General features: G+C 72.5%; 21 protein-coding genes. 15 read left to right on the top strand and 6 right to left on the bottom strand.

All coding sequences use genetic code 11. From position 1 onward, the window contains the following. Positions 1–50 precede the first annotated feature (50 nt). Both ACIRBY_RS28040 and ACIRBY_RS28035 read right to left on the bottom strand, forming a co-directional pair. Positions 51–1,301, bottom strand: a complete 1,251-nt coding sequence (locus tag ACIRBY_RS28040; protein ID WP_403905465.1) for a spermidine/putrescine ABC transporter substrate-binding protein — start codon at positions 1,299–1,301, stop codon at positions 51–53. 43 nt (positions 1,302–1,344) lie between these two features. Continuing rightward, positions 1,345–2,865: a gamma-aminobutyraldehyde dehydrogenase gene (locus tag ACIRBY_RS28035; protein WP_403905584.1), complete on the bottom strand. Its 1,521-nt coding sequence runs from the start codon at positions 2,863–2,865 to the stop codon at positions 1,345–1,347. A 181-nt stretch (positions 2,866–3,046) separates the two neighbouring features. Between ACIRBY_RS28035 and ACIRBY_RS28030 the strand changes: the two genes are divergently transcribed. Further along, positions 3,047–3,604, top strand: a complete 558-nt coding sequence (locus ACIRBY_RS28030) for an NADAR family protein (protein ID WP_403905463.1) — start codon at positions 3,047–3,049, stop codon at positions 3,602–3,604. Between the two features lie 489 nt (positions 3,605–4,093). Continuing rightward, the gene (locus ACIRBY_RS28025; RefSeq protein ID WP_403905461.1) at positions 4,094–5,680 is read left to right on the top strand and encodes a TROVE domain-containing protein; all 1,587 of its coding nucleotides are present in this window, start codon (positions 4,094–4,096) and stop codon (positions 5,678–5,680) included. A gap of 131 nt (positions 5,681–5,811) precedes the next feature. Here the strand turns inward: ACIRBY_RS28025 and ACIRBY_RS28020 are convergent, their stop codons facing one another. Beyond that, a complete protein-coding gene (locus ACIRBY_RS28020) occupies positions 5,812–6,402 on the bottom strand; it encodes a DUF4190 domain-containing protein (protein ID WP_403905458.1) in 591 nt (196 codons plus the stop codon). Between the two features lie 245 nt (positions 6,403–6,647). On the opposite strand from ACIRBY_RS28020, the gene ACIRBY_RS28015 reads away from it, so the two are divergent. The 5 genes from ACIRBY_RS28015 to ACIRBY_RS27995 all read left to right on the top strand — a co-directional run bounded on the left by ACIRBY_RS28015 (position 6,648) and on the right by ACIRBY_RS27995 (position 11,616). After that, positions 6,648–7,673 carry an adenosine deaminase gene (locus ACIRBY_RS28015; RefSeq protein WP_403905455.1) on the top strand — a complete coding sequence of 342 codons (1,026 nt, stop codon included), beginning with the start codon at positions 6,648–6,650 and terminating at the stop codon, positions 7,671–7,673. Positions 7,674–7,709: 36 nt separating this feature from the next. Beyond that, positions 7,710–8,399: a glycerophosphodiester phosphodiesterase gene (locus ACIRBY_RS28010; protein WP_403905453.1), complete on the top strand. Its 690-nt coding sequence runs from the start codon at positions 7,710–7,712 to the stop codon at positions 8,397–8,399. Then, positions 8,396–9,568, top strand: coding sequence for a sensor histidine kinase (locus ACIRBY_RS28005; RefSeq protein WP_403905449.1), 1,173 nt, complete (start codon positions 8,396–8,398; stop codon positions 9,566–9,568). Before ACIRBY_RS28010 ends, ACIRBY_RS28005 begins: the two co-directional genes overlap by 4 nt. Continuing rightward, positions 9,565–10,266, top strand: a complete 702-nt coding sequence (locus tag ACIRBY_RS28000) for a response regulator (protein WP_403905446.1) — start codon at positions 9,565–9,567, stop codon at positions 10,264–10,266. Before ACIRBY_RS28005 ends, ACIRBY_RS28000 begins: the two co-directional genes overlap by 4 nt. A gap of 150 nt (positions 10,267–10,416) precedes the next feature. After that, positions 10,417–11,616, top strand: coding sequence for a serine hydrolase domain-containing protein (locus tag ACIRBY_RS27995; protein WP_403905443.1), 1,200 nt, complete (start codon positions 10,417–10,419; stop codon positions 11,614–11,616). Here the strand turns inward: ACIRBY_RS27995 and ACIRBY_RS27990 are convergent. From ACIRBY_RS27990 to ACIRBY_RS27980, 3 genes are all read right to left on the bottom strand, one after another. Then, positions 11,583–12,092, bottom strand: coding sequence for a hypothetical protein (locus tag ACIRBY_RS27990; protein WP_403905440.1), 510 nt, complete (start codon positions 12,090–12,092; stop codon positions 11,583–11,585). The genes ACIRBY_RS27995 and ACIRBY_RS27990 overlap by 34 nt on opposite strands. Positions 12,093–12,169: 77 nt before the next feature. Then, a complete protein-coding gene (locus ACIRBY_RS27985) occupies positions 12,170–13,348 on the bottom strand; it encodes a spermidine/putrescine ABC transporter substrate-binding protein (protein ID WP_403905438.1) in 1,179 nt (392 codons plus the stop codon). A gap of 130 nt (positions 13,349–13,478) precedes the next feature. Next, the gene (locus ACIRBY_RS27980; RefSeq protein WP_403905435.1) at positions 13,479–14,918 is read right to left on the bottom strand and encodes a gamma-aminobutyraldehyde dehydrogenase; all 1,440 of its coding nucleotides are present in this window, start codon (positions 14,916–14,918) and stop codon (positions 13,479–13,481) included. 169 nt (positions 14,919–15,087) lie between these two features. On the opposite strand from ACIRBY_RS27980, the gene ACIRBY_RS27975 reads away from it, so the two are divergent. The 8 genes from ACIRBY_RS27975 to ACIRBY_RS27940 all read left to right on the top strand — a co-directional run bounded on the left by ACIRBY_RS27975 (position 15,088) and on the right by ACIRBY_RS27940 (position 22,438). Beyond that, positions 15,088–15,591 (top strand): Lrp/AsnC family transcriptional regulator, encoded by a 504-nt coding sequence (locus ACIRBY_RS27975; RefSeq protein ID WP_042814156.1) that lies wholly within the window; start codon positions 15,088–15,090, stop codon positions 15,589–15,591. A 3-nt stretch (positions 15,592–15,594) separates the two neighbouring features. Next, positions 15,595–16,956, top strand: coding sequence for an aspartate aminotransferase family protein (locus ACIRBY_RS27970; RefSeq protein ID WP_390688972.1), 1,362 nt, complete (start codon positions 15,595–15,597; stop codon positions 16,954–16,956). A gap of 174 nt (positions 16,957–17,130) precedes the next feature. Further along, on the top strand, positions 17,131–17,886 hold the full coding sequence (locus tag ACIRBY_RS27965) for an ABC transporter ATP-binding protein (RefSeq protein WP_403905431.1): 756 nt from the start codon (positions 17,131–17,133) through the stop codon (positions 17,884–17,886). Continuing rightward, positions 17,868–18,944 carry a hypothetical protein gene (locus ACIRBY_RS27960; protein WP_403905428.1) on the top strand — a complete coding sequence of 359 codons (1,077 nt, stop codon included), beginning with the start codon at positions 17,868–17,870 and terminating at the stop codon, positions 18,942–18,944. The genes ACIRBY_RS27965 and ACIRBY_RS27960 overlap by 19 nt, the downstream gene beginning before the upstream one ends. 154 nt (positions 18,945–19,098) lie before the next feature. Next, a complete protein-coding gene (locus tag ACIRBY_RS27955; protein WP_403905425.1) occupies positions 19,099–20,004 on the top strand; it encodes a hypothetical protein in 906 nt (301 codons plus the stop codon). A gap of 80 nt (positions 20,005–20,084) precedes the next feature. Beyond that, a complete protein-coding gene (locus ACIRBY_RS27950; RefSeq protein WP_403905422.1) occupies positions 20,085–20,702 on the top strand; it encodes a hypothetical protein in 618 nt (205 codons plus the stop codon). A 121-nt stretch (positions 20,703–20,823) separates the two neighbouring features. Beyond that, entirely contained in the window at positions 20,824–21,054 is a 231-nt protein-coding gene (locus tag ACIRBY_RS27945; protein WP_042813422.1) for a ferredoxin, read from the top strand. Continuing rightward, on the top strand, positions 21,044–22,438 hold the full coding sequence (locus ACIRBY_RS27940) for an NAD(P)/FAD-dependent oxidoreductase (RefSeq protein WP_403905419.1): 1,395 nt from the start codon (positions 21,044–21,046) through the stop codon (positions 22,436–22,438). The genes ACIRBY_RS27945 and ACIRBY_RS27940 overlap by 11 nt, the downstream gene beginning before the upstream one ends. The last annotated feature ends 8 nt before the right edge of the window (positions 22,439–22,446 follow it).

Below are 22,446 nucleotides of genomic sequence, written 5' to 3'. Positions count from 1 at the left end.
TGTGTCGTGGGAGGGGGGCGGGGCGCGGTGGAGGGCCGGCGGGGGGCCGGTCAGGCGCCGATGAGCTTGGCGAACTTCTGCTCGTACGCCGTCTCTTCCTCGCTGCTGAGGGAGCGGAAGGCGCGGGCCTTGGCGGCCATCTCCTTGTCCGGGACGATCAGCGGGTTGTCCGCGAGCTCCGGCTTGATCTTCGCCAGTTCGTCCTTGACCCCGTCGACCGGGCAGACGTAGCTGATGAACGCCGCCAGCTGCGCAGCCACCGCGGGCTCGTAGTAGTAGTCGATGAGCTTCTCGGCGTTGGCCTTGTGCCGGGCCTTGGCGGGGACCAGCAGGTTGTCGCTGGAGGTGATGTAGCCGGCGGCCGGGATCGCGTACTTGATGTCGGGGTTGCCGGCCTGGAGCTGGATGACGTCGCCCGCCCAGGCGAGGCAGGCCGCCAGGTCGCCCTTGTCGAGGTCGGCGGTGTAGTCGTTGCCGGTGAAGCGGCGTATCTGCTGGGTGTCGACGCCCTTCTGGAGGCGGCCGATGGCGGCGTCGTAGTCCGCGGTGGTGAACTTCGCCGGGTCCTTGCCCTGGTCGAGGAGGGTCATGCCGACGGTGTCGCGCATCTCGGTGAGGAAGCCGACGCGGCCCTTGAGGGTGGGGTCGTCGAGCAGCTGGGTGACGGAGTCGACCTTCCTGCCGCCGGTGGCCTTGGCGTTGTAGGCGATGACGGTGTCGATGCCGGTCCAGGGGTAGCTGTGGGCGCGGCCCGGGTCCCAGTCGGGGTTGCGGAACTGCGGGATCAGGTTGGCGTAGGCGTTCGGGAGGTGGGAGGCGTCGAGCTTCTGCGCCCAGCCGAGGCGGATGATGCGGGCGGCGAGCCAGTCGGTGACGACGATCAGGTCGCGGCCGGTGTCCTGGCCGGCCGCGAGCTGCGGGCGGATCTTGCCGAAGAACTCGACGTTGTCGTTGATGTCCTCGGTGTACTTGACCTCGATGCCGGTGCGCTGGGTGAACGCCTCGAGCGTCGGCCGGGACTTCTCGTCGTCGCCGGTGTCCATGTACTCGGTCCAGTTGGAGAAGTTGATCTCCTTCTCCTGGTCCGAGTGGTCGTCGGAGGGGGCCGCCTGGCCGCCCTCGCGCTTGGCGGGCGGGATTCCGCAGCCGGTCAGGGCGGCGAGGCCGCCCAGGGTGAGCGCCCCGGCTCCGGAGGCGCGCAGCAGCGAGCGGCGGGTGAGGGCGCCGCGGCCACTGGTGAGACTGCGCCGCATCGCGGCGAGTTGCGCCGCCGAGAGGCGGTCGGGCTCGAACTGCTCCATGCGCGTTGCCCTTTCGGGAGGGAGGGCCGCTGGTCGGGCGGCGCTATGACTGTCGGTCCCCGAAGATCGTGCGGTGCCAGTCCTTGGCGGCCACCGCGGTGTTGTCGTACATCACGTGCTTGACCTGCGTGTATTCCTCGAAAGAGTACGAGCTCATGTCCTTTCCGAAGCCACTCGCCTTGTAGCCCCCGTGCGGCATCTCGCTGATGATCGGGATGTGGTCGTTGACCCAGACGCAGCCGGCCTTGAGCTCGCGGGTGGCCCGGCCCGCCCGGTAGAGGTCCCGGGTCCAGGCGGAGGCGGCGAGGCCGTAGGGGGTGTCGTTGGCCAGCGCCAGGCCCTCGTCGTCGGTGTCGAAGGGCAGGGCGACGAGGACCGGGCCGAAGATCTCGGACTGGACGACCTCGCTGTCCTGGGCGGCGCCGGTGATCAGGGTGGGCCGGTAGTAGGCGCCCTCGGCGAGGTCGCCGCCGGGGATCTCGCCGCCGGTGACGACGGTGGCGTACCCGCGGGCGCGCTCGACGAAGGCGGCGACCCGGTCGCGCTGGGCGTGCGAGACCAGCGGGCCGAGGTCGGTGGCGGGGGCGAAGGGGTCGCCCAGGCGGACGGTCTCCATCAGCTCGGCGACACGGGCGGCGAAGGCCTCGAACAGGGGGCGCTGGACGTAGGCGCGGGTGGCCGCGGTGCAGTCCTGGCCGGTGTTGATGAGGGAGGCGGCGACGGCTCCGTGGGCGGCGGCCTCCACGTCGGCGTCGTCGAACACCACGAAGGGGGCCTTGCCGCCGAGCTCCAGGTGGAGCCGCTTGACGGTGGCGGTGGCGATCTCGGCGACGCGCTTGCCGACGGCGGTGGAGCCGGTGAAGGAGGTCATGACCACGTCGGGGTGGCCGACCAGGTGCTCGCCCGCGTCGCGGCCGGCGCCGGTGACGATGTTGACCACCCCGTCGGGGATGCCCGCCTCCTTGGCCGCCTCGGCGAACATCAGGGAGGTCAGCGGGGTGAGCTCGGCGGGCTTGAGGACGATCGTGTTGCCCGCGGCCACGGCCGGGAGGATCTTCCAGGCGGCCATCTGGAGGGGGTAGTTCCAGGGGGCGATGGAGCCGACCACCCCGATGGCCTCGCGGCGTACGTACGAGGTGTGGTCGCCGGAGTACTCGCCGGCCGCCTGCCCCTGGAGGTGGCGGGCCGCACCGGCGAAGAAGGCCGTGTTGTCGATGGTGCCCGGGACGTCGAACTCCGTGGTCAGCTTGAGCGGCTTGCCGCACTGGAGGGACTCGGCGTACGCGAAGTCCTCCGCCTGCTCCACGAGGACGGCGGCCAGCCGGTGCAGGGCGTCCGAGCGCTCTCCCGGGGTGGCGGCCGACCAGGCCGGGAAGGCCCGCTTGGCGGCGGCTACGGCCTCGTCCACGTCGGCCGGGCCGGCCAGCTCGTAGGTGAGCACCTCCCGGCCGGTGGCGGGGTCGACGACGGTGTGCGACCGCCCCGAGGTGCCGGCCCGGAGCCGCCCGTCGATGTACTGCGCGCCGTCTGCGAAGCGGTCCTTGACCTGGAAGCGGTTACCCATCACGCTCTCACGCTCTCGTAGCTACAGCTCGAATTGAGTGCCGATCCTGACAGAGGCCTCTGCCTCCGCCAAGTGATTCCGTTGTTGCCTTTTGATTACGCGACGGAATCGGTCGACCATATGTCGAGGTGCGCCGCAAATCCCGTACGAAGTGTCCGTGGTGGCTGGCAGACTCGCGTGCATGGAGAAGATCGACACTCTGATCGGGCAGGTCAGCCGTGGTGAGCGGGTCAAGTTCCTGCCCTTCTGGGGACACCGGCCGCGCACGGACGGAAGCCTGGGGCCGAGCTGCCTGAGCCAGTGGTGGCCCTCCCCTTTCACTGTGGGTCACGTCCGGTACGCGACGGCCGAGCACTGGATGATGGCCGGTAAGGCACGCCTCTTCGAGGACCCCGCGGCGGAGCGCGCCGCGCTGGAGGCGCGCAGCCCGGCGGAGGCGAAGAAGGCCGGCCGGCTGGTGCGCGGCTTCGACGAGGCGGTGTGGCAGCGGGAGCGGTTCGCGCTGGTCGTGGAGGGCAGCGTGCACAAGTTCGACTCCGATCCGGCGCTGCGCGCCTACCTGCTGGGCACGGGGTCGCGGGTGCTGGTGGAGGCCAGCCCGGTGGACCGGATCTGGGGCGTCGGACTGCCCCCGGACGACGACCGCGTCCTGGACCCGGCGCGCTGGCGCGGCCTGAACCTGCTGGGGTTCGCCCTGATGGAGGCGCGGGCCCGGCTGGGCGGCGGGGAGGCGGGCTGAGGCCCCGTTAAATACGTGGCGGCCCTCCCGGGCGGGCCCTAACGTGAACGTCGTCCAGGTGCGAAGGCGAGACCTACTTCGACTACTCATCGGGAGGTCGCGGGTTCGAGTCCCGCCACCGGTACTCGTGCCGGTGTAGCTCAGTTGGCAGAGCACCATGTGGTTTCGCCGGCCTTGTTCTCTGGACACCTACTCGTCACGCACCTCCCGGTGCGCCCGGCGGCGGCTCCTTCTCGCAGAAACCACGCCGCCGCCCCGTTCGATCTCGGGAGGCCCGCGTGGGGGATGCCCGGTGCGCAGGCGACGGTTACTTCCGGGACCCGGAGGTCGTGGGTTCGAATCCCACCCGGCCCGACACCCGCGAGGGCGACGGCCGGTGGAGCAGCTTGGTGGCTCGCCGGGCACAAGCACCGTCTCCGACTCCGATCTCGGGCATCCCCCACCCGGCACGCCTCCCCCGCTCTTCGTCCTGAATTCGGGGGGATTCACATGGCCCGCTTCAACCTGCGCACGTCCGGGACCACGGCCGCGCCCGCCTCGCCCGTGCGCTCCACGGGCCGGCGCGCCGCCAACCACCACGGCAGCCCCGGCTTCGTCCGCGACGACCGCTCCGAGCTGTTCCTGCTGGCCGTGGCCAACTTCGTCACGCAGGACACCGCCTACGAGTCCGGCGGGGAACGCGACGACCGCTTCGCCGCACTGGTGCGCCGACTCGCCGTCGAGGACCCGGAGTGGACCGCCGGCCTGCTGCGCTGGCTGCGCCGCGACGGCGGCATGCGGACGGCCTCCCTCGTCGGCGCCGCCGAGTACGTCAGGGCGCGCCTCGACGCCGGCGCCGCGGACGGGCCGTCCAACCGGCAGGTCGTGGACTCCGTACTGCTGCGCGCCGACGAGCCCGGCGAACTGCTGGCCTACTGGACGGCGGCGTACGGGCGGAACGTGCCCAAGCCCGTGAAGCGCGGCATCGCCGACGCCGTGCGCCGGCTCTACTCCGGTACCTCGCTCCTGAAGTACGACACCGCGTCCAAGGGCTACCGCTTCGGCGACGTCCTGAACCTGGTGCACGCCTCGCCCGACCCGGCGAAGCCCTGGCAGGGCGAGCTGTTCCGGTACGCCCTCGACCGGCGCCACCACCCGGAGACCGCCGAGGTCCCGGCCGGCAACCGCACCCTGACCGCCCACCGGGAGCTGATGGAGCTCCCGGTCGAGCGGCGCCGGGCCGTGGTCACCGCGAAGGACGGCGCCGAGCGGCTCGCCGGGGCGGGCATGACCTGGGAGGCACTGGCCGGCTGGCTCCAGGGGCCGATGGACGCGGCGGCGTGGGAGGCGGTCATCCCGTCCATGGGCGCGATGGCCCTGGTGCGGAACCTGCGCAACTTCGACCAGGCCGGGGTGTCGGACGCGGTCGCGGAGCAGGTCGCGGCGAAGGTCTCCGATCCCGAGTCGGTCGCCCGGTCGCGGCAGTTCCCCTTCCGCTACCTGGCCGCGTACCAGCACGCGCCCTCGCTGCGCTGGTCGTACCCGCTGGAGAAGGCCCTCGGGCACTCGCTGGGCAACGTGCCGCAGCTGTCCGGGCGGACGCTGATCCTGGTCGACCGCTCCGGGTCGATGTGGTCGCCGCTGTCGGCCCGCTCGCAGCTCAACCGGGCCGACGCGGCGGCCGTCTTCGGCGCGGCGCTGGCGCTGCGGGCCGAGCGGGCGGACCTGGTGCAGTTCGGCACCGGCAGCAAGGAGGTCGCGTACCGGCGGGGCGAGTCGGTGCTCAAGGTGCTGGAGCGGTTCGAGAGCCTCGGCGGGACCAACACCGCGGAGGCGGTGCGCCGGCACTACCGGGGCCACGACCGGGTCCTGATCGTCACGGACGAGCAGGCGACCTACCACTACGGCGGCGACCCGACGGCGCTGGTGCCCGAGCGGGTCCCCGTCTACACCTGGAACCTGGCCGGGTACCGGGTGGGCCACGCACCGTCCGGGGCGGGGAACCGTCACACCTTCGGCGGGCTCACGGACGCGGCGTTCCGGATGGTCTCCCTGCTGGAGGGCGGCCGGGACGCCGACTGGCCGTGGGCGCGGTAGGGCGGCGGAGACGCCGACTGGCCGTGGGCGCGGTAGGGCGGTGGACGGCGGAGGGCCGGCCGCGGGCGTCGGATGCCCGCGGCCGGCCCTCCGCCGTGTCCGCGGTCCGGCGGGTCGGCGGTTCCGAGGGCTCAGACCCGCTCGCGGACCTGCGTGTTCGAGTGCGAGTCGCCGCCCGGGGTCTCGTTCAGGGTGTCCGCCATGAACCCGGCGAAGATGACCGCCACGAGCAGGGCGCCCAGCACGATGCCGATCGCGCCCAGGATGATGCCGGCGAGGGCGACGCCGCCGTTGGTGGCCTCGCCCCGGTTCGCCTTGCCGCGGCCGAGGACGCCGAAGACCACCGCGGCGATGCCCAGCGCGATCGCGAAGAAGCTGGTGATGCAGCCGGCGACCGCGAGGATGCCGAGGACCAGCGCGGTGACGCCGAAGCCGTTGCTGGGGCCCAGGCCGTACGGCTGGTAGCCGGTGTGGCCCGGGTAGCCGGGCGCGGGCGGGTAGCCGGGGTATCCCGGGGGGCCCTGGAGGCCCGGGCCCGGGTAGCCGTACACGGGCTGCGGGGGCTGGGGCGCGGCCGGGCCGGGCTGTCCGTAGCCGCCCGGGGCCGGGTAGCCGTACGCGGCGCCGGGCGCGGGAGCCGCCGGAGGCGCGGGCGTCGGTGCGGGACCGCCGGGTATCGGCGGGTGCGCGGCCACCGGCGGCGTCCCGTCGGGTCCCGGCATCCCCACGAACGTCGGCTGGTCGTGCACGGACGGCGCGCCCGGGGTACCGGGGGCCGGCTTCGGGCCGCCGCCCACCGGGGCCGCCGGCCTTTCGGGCGGCGCCCACGGGTCCCTCGGCTCAGGGCTCTGGTCGGTCATACGGCACCCCCCTCTCGTACAGCCATGCTAAGCGCTGCCACCGACAGCGCCGGGCCTGCCTACGATGAAGCAGACCTGCCCGCACCAGCGTCCCACCGGAGGCCCCCATGCCCGACCTGCACCCCTTCATCGCGGGGCTGCCCAAGGCCGAACTCCACGTCCACCACGTCGGTTCGGCGTCCCCCCGCATCGTGGCCGAACTCGCCTCCCGCCACCCGGACTCGAAGGTCCCCACCGACCCCGAGGCGCTGGCCGACTACTTCACCTTCACCGACTTCGCCCACTTCATCGAGGTCTACCTGTCGGTCGTCGACCTGGTCCGCACCCCCGACGACGTGCGCACGCTGACCTTCGAGGTCGCCCGCGACATGGCCCGGCAGAACATCCGCTACGCCGAACTGACCATCACCCCCTACTCGTCCACCCGCCGCGGCATCGACGAGCACGCCTTCATGGAGGCCATCGAGGAGGCCCGCAAGGCCGCCGAGTCCGAGCTCGGCGTCATCCTGCGCTGGTGCTTCGACATCCCGGGCGAGGCCGGCCTGGAGGCCGCCGCCGAGACCGCCCGCCTCGCCGTCGACCTGCGCCCCGAGGGACTGGTCTCCTTCGGTCTGGGCGGCCCGGAGATCGGCGTGCCGCGCCCGCAGTTCAAGCCGTACTTCGACCGGGCCCGGGCGGCCGGCCTGCACAGCGTGCCGCACGCGGGCGAGACGACGGGCCCGGAGACCGTCTGGGACGCCATCCGCGAACTGGGCGCCGAGCGCATCGGCCACGGCACCAGCTCCACGCAGGACCCTGAGCTGCTGGCCTACCTGGCCGAGCACCGCATCGCCCTGGAGGTCTGCCCGACCTCCAACATCGCGACCCGCGCCGTGACCGACCTCGACCGGCACCCGGTCAAGGAGATGGTGCGGGCGGGCGTGCTCGTCACCATCAACAGCGACGACCCGCCGATGTTCGGCTCCGACCTCAACAACGAGTACGCGGTGGCCGCCCGGCTCCTCGACCTCGACGAGCGCGGACTCGCGCAGCTGGCGAAGAACGCCGTCGAGGCCTCCTTCCTCGACCCGGCCGGCAAGGCGCGGCTGACCGAGGAGATCGACGCGTACACCGCCGAATGGCTCGCCCGCTGACTCCCCTTGATCGCTCCGGCCCCCGAGAATGGGGGCATGAGCACCCTGACTGCCGTCGGCCACCGCGGCGATCCCTACCGAATCCGTGAGAACACCCTCCCCTCCGTCGGCTCCGCGTTCGCGCGCGGGGCCGACGCGGTGGAGATCGACGTGCGGCTGACCCGCGACGGAGTGCCGGTCCTGCTCCACGACGAGACACTGGAGCGGCTGTGGGGCCACGACGTGCGCCTCGACGCCGTCACGGCACCGCAGTTGAAGGAGCTCTGCGGGGGCGGGGTCCCCACCCTGCGCGAGGCGCTGGCGGAGCCCGGGGACGGCCGGCTGATGATCGACCTGCCGGGGGCGGCTGCGGAGGCCGTACGGACCGTGGTCGACCTGGTGCGCGAGTGCGGGGCCCGCGACCGCACGTACTACTGCGGGGGCCCGAACACCATGCTGGCGGTCCGCGCCGCCGACCCGGGCGCCGAGATCGCGCTGACCTGGACCACGCTGTCGCCGCCGCGCCGGGTGCTGGTCGACGCGGTCTCGCCGCGCTGGCTGAACTACCGCTTCGGGCTGGTCACCCGGGAACTCACCGACGCCCTGCACCGGGACGGGCTGATGGTGTCCGCCTGGACGGCGGACACCAAGCGGTCGATGCGCGCCCTGCTGCGGGCCGGGGCGGACTCCGTCACCACGAACAGGCTGGACGCGCTGGCCGCCGTACGGGCCGAGCTCGGGCGGTGACGGGCGGGCTCGGCGAGCGGCTGCGCGGGCTCGTCCTGCGGGCGGGCCCGCGCCTGCAGGACGCGGGGCTGACGCTGCTGGTGCAGGTGGCGACGACGATCCCCTTCGTGGTGCCCCGGGACCCGGCGGACTCGCCGGCCACCTGGACGGCGTACCTGATGACGACGCTCGGCAACGTGCCGCTGGTGTGGCGGCGCCGGGCGCCCGTCACGGCGCTCCTCGGGGTGGTCGCGGCCGGTTCGGTGTACCAGCTGGGGCTGGACGGTCCCGGACAGCCGCTGCCGTACGCGGGGCTGGTCTGCGTCTACTCGATCGCCCTGCTGCGGCCGCAGCGGGTGCGGCTGGCCGTGGCGGCGGCCCTGGTCGTGGTGATCGCGGTGTCGGTCGGGCTCAACACCGGTACGGCCAGGGAGCTGCTGTTCGCGCTGTTCGTGTTCGCGGCGGCCTTCGTGCTCGGACGGCTCCAGGCCACGCGGCTGGCGTACACGGCGGCGGCCCTGGACCGGGCGGCGCAGCTGGAGCGGGCCAACCGGATCGAGGCGGAGCAGGCGGCGGCGCGCGAACGGGCGCGCATCGCACGGGAGATGCACGACATCCTCTCGCACGCCGTCAGCATCATGGTCGTCCAGGCGGAGGCCGGTCCGGTGGCGGTGCGCCGGGCCCCGGAGCGGGCGGAGGCGGCCTTCGAGGCGATCGCCGAGACGGGGCGGGACGCGATGGCGCAGCTGCGCACGATGCTGGGCGTGCTGCGGGAGCAGGAGCCGGCTCCGCGCGCTCCGCAGCCGGGGATCGGCGGACTGCCCGCGCTGGTGGACCGGGTGCGGGCGAGCGGGCTGGCGGTGTCGTACGCGCGGACGGGCGAGGTGCGCGAGCTGCCGGCCGCGCTGGAGGCGACGGTGCACCGGGTGGTGCAGGAGGCGCTGACCAACGTGGTGAAGCACGCGGGGGCCTCGGCGGTGGACGTCCGGCTGGAGTACGGGGCCCGGGAGCTGGCGGTACGGGTCACGGACGACGGCCGGGGGCCGTCCGGCGGCGCCGCGGGCGGGCACGGGCTGATCGGGATCCGGGAGCGGGCCGCGGCGCACGGCGGGACGGCGTGGACCGGTCCGGGTGCGGACGGGCGCGGCTTCACCGTGCTTGTAACCTCGCCGCTGGAGGTGGGGACGTGACGATCCGTGTGGTGGTGGCCGACGACCAGGAGCTGGTGCGCAGCGGGTTCGCGATGATCCTGGACGTCCAGGAGGACATCGAGGTCGTGGCCGAGGTCGGGGACGGTGCGGCGGCGGTGTCGGCGGTGGAGCGGCTCTCCCCGGACGTGGCGCTGCTGGACGTGCGGATGCCGGTGCTGGACGGGATCGAGGCCTGCCGGGCGATCTCGGCGCGCAGTGCGTGCCGGACGGTGATGCTGACGACCTTCGACTCGGACGAGTACGTGTACGAGGCGCTGCACGCGGGGGCGAGCGGGTTCCTGTTGAAGGACGTGCGGCGGGACGACCTGGTGCACGCGGTGCGGGTGGTGGCGGCGGGCGAGTCGCTGCTGGCGCCCTCGGTGGCGCGGCGGCTGATCGCGGAGTACACGGCGGCGACGGCCCGGCCGGCGTCCCCTCCCGCCCTGGCGGCCGAGCGGCTGGAGGTGCTGACGGCCCGGGAGCGGGAGACCCTGCTGCACCTGGGGCGGGGGCTGTCGAACGCGGAGATCGCGGCGGCGCTGGTGGTGAGCGAGCACACGGTGAAGTCGCACGTGGGGAACGTGCTCGCGAAGCTGGGGCTGCGGGACCGGATCCAGGCGGTGATCTGCGCGTACGAGACGGGGCTGATCGCGGCCGGCTCGGCGGACCCCTCTCGGGTACCTCCCTCCGGGGAGTGAGGGGGTGGGGGGTCGACTCCCCCGCGCGGGCGAGTTGTCGTACTGCTGAAGACCCCTCTCGATGGTGATCCGCGAGGACCCCTGCGACCTGCAGCATTGAGGTCATCGGGGGGCAGTCGGCCGCTCGGCTCGTACACAGGGGGAACCGTCATGAAGGCACGCACGCGCACGCTCGTCGCCGCCGCCGTGGTCCTGGGCATCGCCGCCGGTCCGGTGGCCGCCGCCCAGGCCGCTCCGGCGCAGGCGCCGGTTTCGGCGCGGGTCGCGGCGCCCGTCTTCACCACCGCGCCGGACGCGGCGGCGCTGCGGAAGGCGATCGAGGGGGTCGGACCGCAGAACAAGGACGCGACGGCCGCGCTGGTCCGGGTGGGCGGTACGAGCGGCAGCTGGCGCGGCAGCGCCGGTGTCGCGGACGTCCGCAGCGGGCGGGCGGCGATGGAGGACGCCCGCTTCCGGGCCGGGTCGGTGACCAAGACCTTCACGGCGGCGGTGGTGCTCCAGCTGGCCGCCGAGGGCCGGGTGGACCTGGAGCGGCCGGTGCAGGACTACCTGCCGGGGCTGCTGCCCGGCTTCGAGCCGGTGAAGGTGCGGCAGCTGCTGGACTACACGAGCGGCCTGCAGTCGGCCGACGGCCCGGGCGACGCCTTCGAGGACGAGTACGCCCACCGCTTCGACCTGGTCGACCCGCACGCGCTCATCGCCAACGCGGTGGCCAAGGGGCCGGAGTTCAGGCCCGGGGAGAAGCAGCGGTACAGCAACATCCACTACACGGTGCTGGGCGTGCTGATCGAGAAGCTGACGGGGACGACGTACGAGAAGGCCGTCGGGGACCGGATCGTCAAGCCGCTGGGCCTGCGCCACACCTCGTTCCCGTCCCGCACCCAGAACCGCATACCGGGCCCGTACAACCACGGCTACCAGGCGGTGCGGCAGCCGGACGGCAGCCGTTCGCTGGTCGACGTGTCGGACTGGAACTCCTCGTCCAACTGGGCGGCGGGGGACCTGCTGTCGACGACGGCGGACCTGGAGCGGTTCACGACGGCGCTGTTCGGCGGCCGGGTGGTGCCGAGGGCGCAGCTGGAGGAGATGTTCACCGTCCCCGACGTGCCGGACGCCGAGAGCACGACCGGCGGGCGCGCGGTTCAGACGGCCGGCCTGAAGGAGTTCGTCCTCCCGGACGGCACGAAGCTCTACGGCAAGACCGGTTCCCGCTACGGCTACAGCACGGTCATCGGCGGCACCCGCGATCTGTCGCGCACCCTGGTCTACTCGGTGAACTCCACCGACGCCAAGGGCCGGGACATGAACGCGGTGGCCTACGGGATCATCGGCGCGGCCTTCGCCAAGTAGCCAGGCCCGTCCGCTTCCTGGAGGGCCTCCAGCCGCTTGATCAGGCGGCGCAGCACGAGGAGGGGGAGGATCCCGAAGACGCCGAACGACATGTCGATCAGCGTCCACCCGAAGGGCAGTCCTCGGATCGGCCCGCAGATCAGGGCCAGCGGGAGGATGCCGGCACAGGCGACCATCCCGGCTTCGACGATCCAGAGGTTGCGGACCGGGTCGCGGTGGACCCCGTAGAAGAACACCGCGATCACCAGGTGGGCGAAGGCGAGCCAGTCGTTGCCGTAGAGGAGGAAGGGGTACTCGGCGTCGGCCCGGTCCAGACCGGCTCCCACCCGGCGCAGCCAGCCGTCGGACACCAGCGCGTTGAGCCAGTGGAGTTCGGTGACCAGGGGGAAGGCGGTGAGTCCGCTGAGGACCAGGCAGACCAGGAACAGCGCAAGCCAGGCACGGATCCGCCGCCGGAGGGCGTTTCTCTCGCTCATGGCAGGGAGCCTACCCGCAGAACTGAACACGTTCAGCAGATTTTCTGAACATGTTCAGCCCTGTCGCGAGATCGTGGTCACAGTCCGACGATGGAGTTCCAGCGCTGGGCGAAGGTGCGGCGTTCGGCCGAGGAGATGTCGCGGGCCACGACCAGGCGCTTGCGCATCCCCTCATCCGGGAAGATCAGCGGGTTCTCGGCCAGTTCGGCAGTGGCCTTGTCCGGGGAGGCGGCCAGGACCTCGCGGGCGGCGGGGACCGGGCAGACGTAGTTGACCGCCGCGGCCAGCTCCGCCGCCACCGCCGGGTCGTAGTAGTAGTCGACCAGCGCCTCCGCATTGGCCTTGTGGCGCGCGAGGTTGGGGATGAGCAGGCTCTCCGCCCACAGCTCGGCCCCCTCCTCGGGGACGACGAACTCGATGTCGGGGTTGTCGGCCTTCAGCTGGATGGCGTCGCCCGAGTAGGCCTGGCAGGCCAGGACGTCGCCCTTGCCGAGGTCGGAGGTGTAGTCGTTGCCGGTGAAGCGGCGGATGTGCTTCTTCTTCACCATGCTCTCGACCTGGTCGCACATCCGGTGGAAGTCGGATTCGGTCCAGCGGGTGGTGTCGGTGCCGTTGCCCTGCATCAGCAGCGCGAAGGACTCGTCGAGGCCGGAGAAGAGGGTGACCTTGCCCGCGAGGTCCGGGTGCCACAGGTCCTTCACGGACTTGATCTCCCGGCCCAGGGCCTTGCGGTTGTAGGCGATGCCGGTGATCCCGGACTGCCAGGGGACGGTGTGCAGCCGGCCCCGGTCGAAGGCGGGGGAACGCAGCTGCGGGTCGAGGTGCCGGGCCACGTTGGCCTGCGCCGGGCGGTCCATCTTCTGGGCCCAGCCCAGGTGGACGAAGCGGGCGGCCATCCAGTCGCTGACCACCACGAGGTCGTGGCCGGTCGCCTGGCGGTTCATCAGGGCCGGGCTGACCTTGCCGAAGAACTCGTCGTTGTCGTTGATCTCCTCGGTGTACCGGACCTCGATGCCGGTCTTCTTCGAGAAGGCCTCCAGCGTCGGCCGGCTCTCCTCGTCCTGGTCGTCGGTGTCGATGTACATCGGCCAGTTGGAGAAGGCGAGGCTCCGCTCCCGTTCCGAGAGGTCCTGGCCCTGCCTGCGGTCCTCCGGGACGTAGGCGGCGGGAACACCGCAGCCGGTGAGGGCGGCGAGCAGGCCCGCGGCGCCGAGGCCGCGCAGCGCCGCGCGGCGGGAGAAGGGGAGTTCTGGCATGGGCCCAGCCTCGGCCAACGCGGAAGGGGCGGGCAATAGACAACTTGTCTACCACCCGCCCCTTCGTTGGCCTGCGGTGATCAGTGCGCGGTGGAACCGCGTGCGCCGGTCAGCGGGCCGCCGGGCCGGTTCAGCCGTCGAGCGAGGTCATCACGTGCTTGATGCGGGTGTAGTCCTCGAAGCCGTAGGCGGAGAGGTCCTTGCCGTAGCCGGACTTCTTGAAGCCGCCGTGGGGCATCTCGGCGACGAGCGGGATGTGGGTGTTGATCCACACGCAGCCGAAGTCGAGGTTCTTGGACATCCGCATCGCGCGGCCGTGGTCCTTGGTCCACACGGAGGAGGCGAGGGCGAACTCGACGCCGTTCGCGTACTCCAGCGCCTGGGACTCGTCCGAGAAGGACTGGACGGTGATGACGGGGCCGAAGACCTCGTTCTGGATGATCTCGTCGTCCTGCTTCAGGCCCGAGACCACGGTCGGGGCGTAGAAGTAGCCCTTCTCGCCGACCTGGTGGCCGCCCGCCTCGACCTTGGCGTGGGCGGGGAGGCGCTCGATGAAGCCCGCGACCTGCTTGAGCTGGTTCGGGTTGTTGAGCGGGCCGTAGAGCACGTCCTCGTCGTCCGGCCGGCCGGTCTTGGTCTCCGCGGCGGCCTTGGCGAGCGCGGCCACGAACTCGTCGTGGATCGACTCGTGCACGAGCACGCGGGTGGCGGCGGTGCAGTCCTGGCCGGCGTTGAAGTAGCCGGCGACGGCGATGTCCTCGACGGCCTTGGCCAGGTCGGCGTCCTCGAATACCACGACCGGCGCCTTGCCGCCGAGCTCCAGGTGGACGCGCTTGACGTCCTTCGAGGCGCTCTCGGCGACCTGCATGCCGGCGCGCACCGAGCCGGTGATGGAGGCCATCGCCGGGGTGGAGTGCTCGACCATGGCCTTGCCGGTCTCGCGGTCGCCGCAGACGACGTTGAAGACGCCCTTGGGCAGGATCGAGTCGATGATCTCCGCCATCAGCACCGTGGAGGCCGGGGTGGTGTCGGAGGGCTTCAGGACGACCGTGTTGCCCGCGGCGATCGCCGGGGCGAACTTCCACACGGCCATCATCATCGGGTAGTTCCACGGCGCGACCTGGGCGCACACGCCGACCGGCTCACGGCGGATGATCGAGGTCATCCCGTCCATGTACTCGCCGGCCGAGCGGCCCTCGAGCAGGCGCGCGGCACCCGCGAAGAAGCGGATCTGGTCCACCATCGGGGGCAGCTCCTCGCTGGCCGTCAGGGCCAGGGGCTTGCCGGTGTTCTCCGACTCGGCGGCGACCAGCTCCTCCGCGCGCGCCTCGAAGGCGTCCGCGATCTTGAGGAGGGCCTTCTGACGCTCGGAGGGGGTGGTGTCGCGCCAGCCGGGGAAGGCGGCAGCGGCGGCGGCCATGGCGGCGTCCACATCGGCCTGGCCGGACAGCGGGGCGGTCGCGTAGACCTCGCCGGTGGCCGGGTTGACCACCTCGGTGGTGCGCCCGTCGGCGGCGTCCTTGAACTCCCCGCCGATGTAGTTGCGCAGACGACGCAGTTCGGTGGTCACTACAGCCACTCTCCTGATCACATGTCCAACGGTTGAGACAAGTCCCAAGAGTAGCCCCTCGGGCAACGCTTTCGACAGAGCCAGACCCGGCCAACTACGAAATCCGTTTCTTGGAAGACCTTCCACAACGGATTTCATCGATTACGGGTTGCGGAACGGACGACTCCTCGTGCACAGTGGCGTCGTGGTCAGTCGAAGCGCAGATTCCAGGAACAGACAACCGTCCCCTTCGGTCGATGCTGTGTCCCTGGCGATCATCGAGCAACTGCAGGAAGACGGCCGGCGCCCCTACGCGTCGATCGGCAAGGCCGTCGGCCTCTCCGAGGCGGCTGTGCGCCAACGCGTGCAGAAGCTGCTCGACCAGGGCGTCATGCAGATCGTCGCCGTCACCGACCCGCTCACCGTGGGTCTGCGGCGCCAGGCCATGGTCGGCATCAACGTCGAGGGAGACCTCGATCCGGTGGCCGACGCCCTGACCGCCATGGCCGAGTGCGAATACGTCGTGATGACCGCCGGGTCGTTCGACCTGATGGTGGAGATCGTCTGCGAGGACGACGACCACCTGCTCGAAACGATCAACAAGAAGATCCGCACGCTCCCCGGCGTGCGATCAACCGAGAGCTTCGTTTACCTGAAGCTCAAGAAGCAGACCTACATGTGGGGAACTCGATAGCCCGTGAGCCAGGACCTCTCCAAAACCGCGTACGACCACCTGTGGATGCACTTCACCCGCATGTCGTCGTACGAGAACGCGCCCGTCCCCACCATCGTGCGGGGTGAGGGCACCTACATCTTCGACGACAAGGGCAAGCGCTACCTGGACGGTCTCGCCGGACTGTTCGTGGTCAACGCCGGTCACGGCCGCAAGGAACTGGCCGAGGTCGCCTACAAGCAGGCCCAGGAGCTCGCGTTCTTCCCCGTGTGGTCGTACGCGCACCCCAAGGCCGTGGAGCTCGCCGAGCGCCTCGCCGGCTACGCCCCCGGCGACCTGAACAAGGTCTTCTTCACCACCGGCGGCGGCGAGGCGGTCGAGACCGCCTGGAAGCTCGCCAAGCAGTACTACAAGCTGCAGGGCAAGCACACCAAGTACAAGGTCATCTCGCGTGCGGTCGCCTACCACGGCACCCCGCAGGGCGCCCTGTCCATCACCGGCCTGCCGGCCCTGAAGGCCCCCTTCGAGCCGCTGGTCCCCGGCGCGCACAAGGTGCCGAACACCAACATCTACCGCGCCCCGATCCACGGCGACGACCCCGAGGCCTTCGGCCGCTGGTGCGCCGACCAGATCGAGCAGCAGATCCTCTTCGAGGGCCCCGACACCGTCGCGGCCGTCTTCCTGGAGCCCGTGCAGAACGCCGGCGGCTGCTTCCCGCCCCCGCCCGGGTACTTCCAGCGGGTGCGCGAGATCTGCGACACCTACGACGTGCTGCTCGTCTCCGACGAGACGATCTGCGCCTTCGGCCGCCTCGGCACGATGTTCGCCTGTGACAAGTTCGGCTACGTGCCGGACATGATCACCTGCGCCAAGGGCATGACCTCGGGCTACTCCCCGATCGGCGCCTGCATCGTCTCGGACCGCATCGCGGAGCCCTTCTACAAGGGCGACAACACCTTCCTGCACGGCTACACCTTCGGCGGACACCCCGTGTCCTCCGCGGTGGCCCTCGCCAACCTCGACATCTTCGACAAGGAAGGCCTGAACCAGCACGTGCTGGACCAGGAGGGCAACTTCTTCAGCACCCTGCAGAAGCTGCACGACCTCCCGATCGTCGGCGACGTGCGCGGCAACGGCTTCTTCTACGGCATCGAGCTCGTCAAGGACAAGGTCACCAAGGAGTCCTTCACGGACGAGGAGACCGAGCGCGTGCTCTACGGCTTCCTCTCCAAGGCGCTCTTCGACAACGGCCTGTACTGCCGGGCCGACGACCGCGGCGACCCGGTCATCCAGCTGGCGCCGCCGCTGATCGCGGACCAGGGCACCTTCGACGAGATCGAGGGCATCCTGCGCAACGTGCTCACCGAGGCCTGGACCAAGCTGTAACCAGGCAGGTGCCGCGCTAGTCCGAACCACACGGCCCGGATCCCCTGTTCGAGTGAGAACACGGGGGTCCGGGCCGTGTGCTGTCGCCGTCCGGGGGGTTCGTCACCTTCCATCTCAGTGCGGGCCAGTGACCGAAGCGGCTCCGCTTCGTTCCCCCGGACGGAGGTGTACGCCATGGTGGCTCCACCGGACAGTGCCCCGCCAGACGACGACGTCCTCTGGGCGCGGTCCCTTCACTACTCCCACAGCGGGTCCCCCGGCCTGATCGGCGTCGGCGCCGGAGTCCGGCGGGGCGAGATCGTCGCCGTGACCGGCCCGCGCGGCAGCGGCAAGACGACCCTGCTGCGCTGTCTGGCCGGACGGCTGGTGCCCGACCAGGGCGAGGTCTGGTTCGACGGCGCCCCCGTGCACACCCTCGGCGCCCCGGCCCGGGAACGGCTGTTCCGCGCCCGGTTCGCCTGGATCGGGCCGGAGCCGCAGCTGCTGCCCGAGCTCAAGGTCTGGGAGAACGCGGCCCTGCCCCTGCTGATCACCGGCGCCCCGCACCGGGCCGCCCGGGCCGCCGCCCACGAATGGCTGGAGCGCCTCGACATCGGCGCCTTCGCCGGCAAGCGCCCCGGCGCCCTCAACCGCGCCGAGTCCCAGCGGGTCGCCCTCGCCCGCGCGCTGGTCGGGGAGCCCGACGTGCTCTTCGCCGACGAGCCGACGGCCCCGCTGCACCTCGCCGAGCGCGCGCAGCTGCTGCGTACGCTCACCACCGCCGCGCGCTCGCACGCGATCACGGTGGTGCTCGCCACCCACGACGAGGAGTCCGCGGCCGCGGCCGACCGGGGCCTGGCCCTGGTCGACGGCCGCCCGGCCGCCGCAGCCGCGGCCGCCGCCTCCCCCGGGACCACGGAGGACCAGGCCGCGTGCTCTCTCTCCGCCTAGCCCGCGGCTCCCGGCCCCTGGTCCAGCTGCGCAGGCTGCTGGTCGCGGCCGCCTGCGCCGCCAGCGGCTTCCTGCTGCTGTACGTCCTCGCGGACGCCGAGGCCCGGGCCGAGGGTTCGCTGCCCCGGCTGCTGTGGGCGCTGGTGCCGCTGGCCGCCACCGTCCAGTTCGCCGTCGCCGTGGCCCGGACCGACCCGGCCACCCGGCCCCGCGAGGGGCTCGACGCCGTCGGGCTGGGACCCGTACGGCTGGCGCTGGCCGCCGCCGTCTCCACCGCCCTCGCCTGCTCCCTGGGCGGCGCCCTCGCCCTCGCCGCGTTCCTGCACCTGCGGGGCGACCTCACCGGGCTGCCCTTCGACGGGGCCGGGGCCCGGCTGCTGCACGCCGGCCGGCCGCTGCCGGTGGCCGCCGCGCTCACCCTGCTGGCCCTGCTCCCCCTGACGGCCTCCGCCGCGACCGCCCTGGCCCTGCGCCCCCGGCGCTCCGGGCCGGCCCCCCAGTCGGGCGTGCCCTGGGGGGTGGCGCTCGCCGCGTGCGGGCTCGCGCTCCTGGCGTACGCCCGTCCGGACGGCCCGGCGACCCCGGCCGCCGCGGCGCTGATCGCGCTCGGCCTCGCCCTGGCCGGACCCGGCCTGGCCTACGCCTGCGGGACCCTGGTCCAGGCCGTCCGCCCGGGCGCGCTGCGGCTGCTCGCCGGACGGACCCTCCAGGAGGAGGCCTCCCGGCTGGGCCGGCCGCTCGGGGTGCTGTGCGCCGTCGGCGCGGCCGCCCTCACCTTCCTCGCCCCGAACCGTCCCGGCGCGGCCGCGCCCCCGCTGGGGCCGCTGACCGTCCCGGCCGCCGTGCTCGTCGCCCTGTGCGCGGCCGCCTCGCTGCTCACCGCCGCGGTCGAGTCCCGGCAGGCCCGCGGTGCGGCACGGGCGGCGCTGCTCGACCTGGGCACCCCGGGCACGGTGCTCCGTACGGCCGTCGGCCTGCGGGCCGCCGCGCTGCTCGCCGGGTGCGTACCGCTCGTCTGGGGCGTGGCGCAGCTGACGTCGCTGGCCCTGGCCCGCTGAGGGGGTCCGGGGCGGCCCCGTCGCCCCGGACCGCCGGGCACGGGCACGGGCAAAGAACCGGTCAACGAACTCTCTTGCACAGGCAACTCCGCGGCCCGTTCCGACGTCTGGCAGAGGTACCGCCTTACCTGCCAGACGTTGAACGGAGCCCTCTGTGCTCATAGGCCTGCTGACCGCTGTCGCGGCGTCCATCTGCTACGGGACGGGCTCCGTCCTGCAAGCCGTCGGCTCGCGCCGTGCCGCGCGGACGTCGCCGGCCGCCGCCGGGGTGACCGCGCGCGGCGGACCGAACCTGACCTCCACCGCCAAGGCGGCGATGACCTGGGAGTTCATCGTCGGCACGATCCTGGACTTCGTGGGCTTCGGACTGGGCGCGCTGGCGGCCCGCCTGCTGCCCCTGTTCCTGTCGCAGACGGTGATCAGCGCCAACCTGGTGATCACCGCCGTGCTGAGCGTGAAGATGCTGGGGATCCGCCTCTCCCGCAAGGAGTGGACCTCGATCGGGGTCGTCTGCGCGGCGCTGGTGCTGCTCGCGACCGCCGCGGGCCACGAGGGCGACCACCACGCGCCGACGGCCACCCACTGGTGGCTGCTGGCGGTGACCCTGCTGATCATCGTCGGCGGCACGGCGGCCGTCCGGTTCCTGGGCGCGCGGGCCGCGATCCTGGCGGGCCTGCTGTCGGGCCTGGCCTTCGGCGCGCTGGGCGTGGGCGTGCGCATCCTGGACGGCGTCGACCCCTTCGACCTGGGCGCGCTGCTCACCGACCCCGCGCTGTACGCGATCCTCGTGGCCGGCGTCGGCGGCATGTACCTGCACACCGTCGCCCTCCAGATCGGCTCGGTGAACGGCGCCACCGCCGCCCTGGTCGTCGGCGAGACGGTGCTGCCGGGCGCGATCGGCGTCCTGTGGCTCGGTGACGCCTCCCGGCCGGGGCTGGCCTGGCTGGCCGTCGCCGGCTTCGTGCTGGCGGTGGCCGGCGCGGTCGCGGTGGCCTGGTACGGCAACCACGACGGGGCCGCGGCGCCGGAGGAGGAGCCGGTCCCCGAGCCCGTCGGCTGAGCCGGCCCGGCCGCGGCGCCGGTTCACCCCCACGGGTCCCCGGGGTGGCGGCGCCCCGGCGGCCGGTGCCTGCTGAAGGCATGGACTCCCCCACCACGCGGATGCGCACGCCCCGCGCCGCCGGGACGGCCGGTGTCGTCTTCTCCCTGCTGCTCGGGGCCGCGATCGTGCTCATGCGGATCGCCATCCCCTCGGGGAACCCGGCCGAGGCCGCGGTCGCCCCGGACCTGCGCTGGGCGGTCCGCCTGGCGCTGGAGATCGTCCCGTTCGCCGGGATCTTCTTCCTGTGGTTCATGGGGGCGCTGCGCGCGCACGCCGGCGAGGGCGAGGACCGGTTCGTCGCCACCGTCTTCCTGGGCAGCGGGTACGTCTTCATCGCCACGCTCTTCGTGGCCGCCGCGGCCGCCGGGACCGTGCTCCAGGAAGCCGGGTCGCCGACCGCCTTCGGCCGGCCCTTCGCGTACACCGTGCTGAGCACCTACGCGATGCGCATGGCGGCCGTGTTCGCCTTCTCGACCTCGACCATCGCCCGCCGGCTCGGGGTCTTCCCCCGCCCGCTGGTCCTGCTCGGCTTCGCCGCCGGGCTGGTCCTGCTGGTCACCGGGTCGGGGCTGCCGTGGATCGAGCTGGTCTTCCCGCTCTGGGTGCTGGCCGTCAGCCTCCACGTCCTCCGCGTCAACCTCCGCCGACCGCACTGACCTGCCCGTTCGCCGCCGCTGCGGTCCGGCAGGCGGCGGAGGCGTTCCTCACGCATGCTGGAGGGGTGGCGGGGGCCTCGGGGGAGTGGGGGTCATCAGGGCACGGAAAGGCTGATGCCTCATGAGGCTCGTCGTCGACCTGAACCGCTGTCAGGGGTACGCGCAGTGCGCGTTCCTCGCGCCCGACGTCTTCGCCATGCACGGCGACGAGGCGCTGCTCTACAACCCGCAGGCCCCCGACGACCAGCACGACAACGTCGTGCGCGCCGCCCACGCCTGCCCGGTCCGGGCCATCCTCCTGGACGCGGTCAACGGATCCCTCAACACTCCGGAGGCCGACGGTGAACGGTGACGGAGGCCTGGAGCAGCTCAAGCGCGAGGGCCGCATCGTGGTCGTGGGCGCTTCCCTGGCCGGCCTGCGGGCCGCCGAGACCATGCGCGAGAAGGGCTTCGCCGGTTCGCTGACGATGATCGGCGACGAGCCCCACGAGCCGTACGACCGCCCTCCCCTGTCCAAGCAGGTCCTGCTGGGCATGGCCACCGCCGACGGGACGGCCCTGCCCCGCCGCCGGGACATCGACGCGAAGTGGCGCCTCGGGGTGCCCGCCGCCGGCCTGGACATGGCGGCCCAACGGGTCCGGCTGGCCGACGGGGACGAGGTGGAGTACGACCGGCTGCTGATCGCCACCGGTGTGCGGGCCCGGCCCTGGCCCAAGCCCGACGAGGCCGCCCTCGACGGGGTCTTCGTCCTGCGCACCCGGGGCGACGCGGCCGCCCTGGAGCGCGCCCTCGCGGCCGGGCCGGGCCGGGTGCTGGTGATCGGGGCCGGGTTCACGGGCTCCGAGATCGCCTCCGCGTGCCGGGAGCGCGGGCTCGCCGTCACCGTGGCCGAACGCGGCGACGCGCCACTGGTCGGCGCGCTCGGCGGGGTGGTCGGAGCGGTCGCGGCCGACATGCACCGCGAGAACGGCGTCGACCTGCGCACCGGGATCATGGTCACGGGCCTGGAGGGCGACTCCTCCGGCCGGGTCCGGTCCGCACACCTCTCCGACGGCACCACGCTGGAGGCGGAGGTGGTGGTCGTCTCCCTCGGCGCCCAGCGCAACACCGAGTGGCTCGCCGGGTCCGGACTCGGCGCGGGTCCGCGCGGCATCGCCTGCGACGCGGGCTGCCGGGCCTTCGACGTCCGGGGCATCGTCACCGACGACATCTACGTGGCCGGCGACGTCGCCCGCTCCCCGCACGCCCTCTTCGGCTACCAGTTCCTGTCGCTGGAGCACTGGGGCAACGCCGTGGCCCAGGCGGAGACCGCCGCGCACAACATGCTCAGCAGGAGCGCCGACCGCCGGCCCCACATGTGGGTCCCGGCGTTCTGGTCCTCCCAGTTCGGCGTCAGCATCAAGTCGGTCGGGGTCCCCTCGATGGGGACCGAGATCGTGATCACCCAGGGATCGCGCGCCGAGCGCCGCTTCGTCGGCGTCTACGGGTACCAGGGCCGCGTCATCGGGGCCGTCACCTTCGACCAGTGCCGCTGGCTGGACTTCTACGAGCAGCAGATCGAACAGACCGCGCCGTTCCCGCCGCCCTTCCCGACGGTGGACCGCAGGCCCGAGGGCGAACGTCCCATCCCCGCGGACTTCCCCGACCCCTCGGTGCCCACGCACGGCCCGACCATCACCCTGAGCGGCTACTCCCCGGCCGACCGGCGCATGACCTTCACACCGGCGCACAACTGAGCACGAGG

This window comes from Streptomyces sp. NPDC096136, from assembly GCF_044763325.1.
GTDB lineage: Bacteria > Actinomycetota > Actinomycetes > Streptomycetales > Streptomycetaceae > Streptomyces.
The sequence above is the reverse complement of the archived record's forward strand: the minus strand, read 5'-3'. Positions and strand labels throughout refer to the sequence as shown.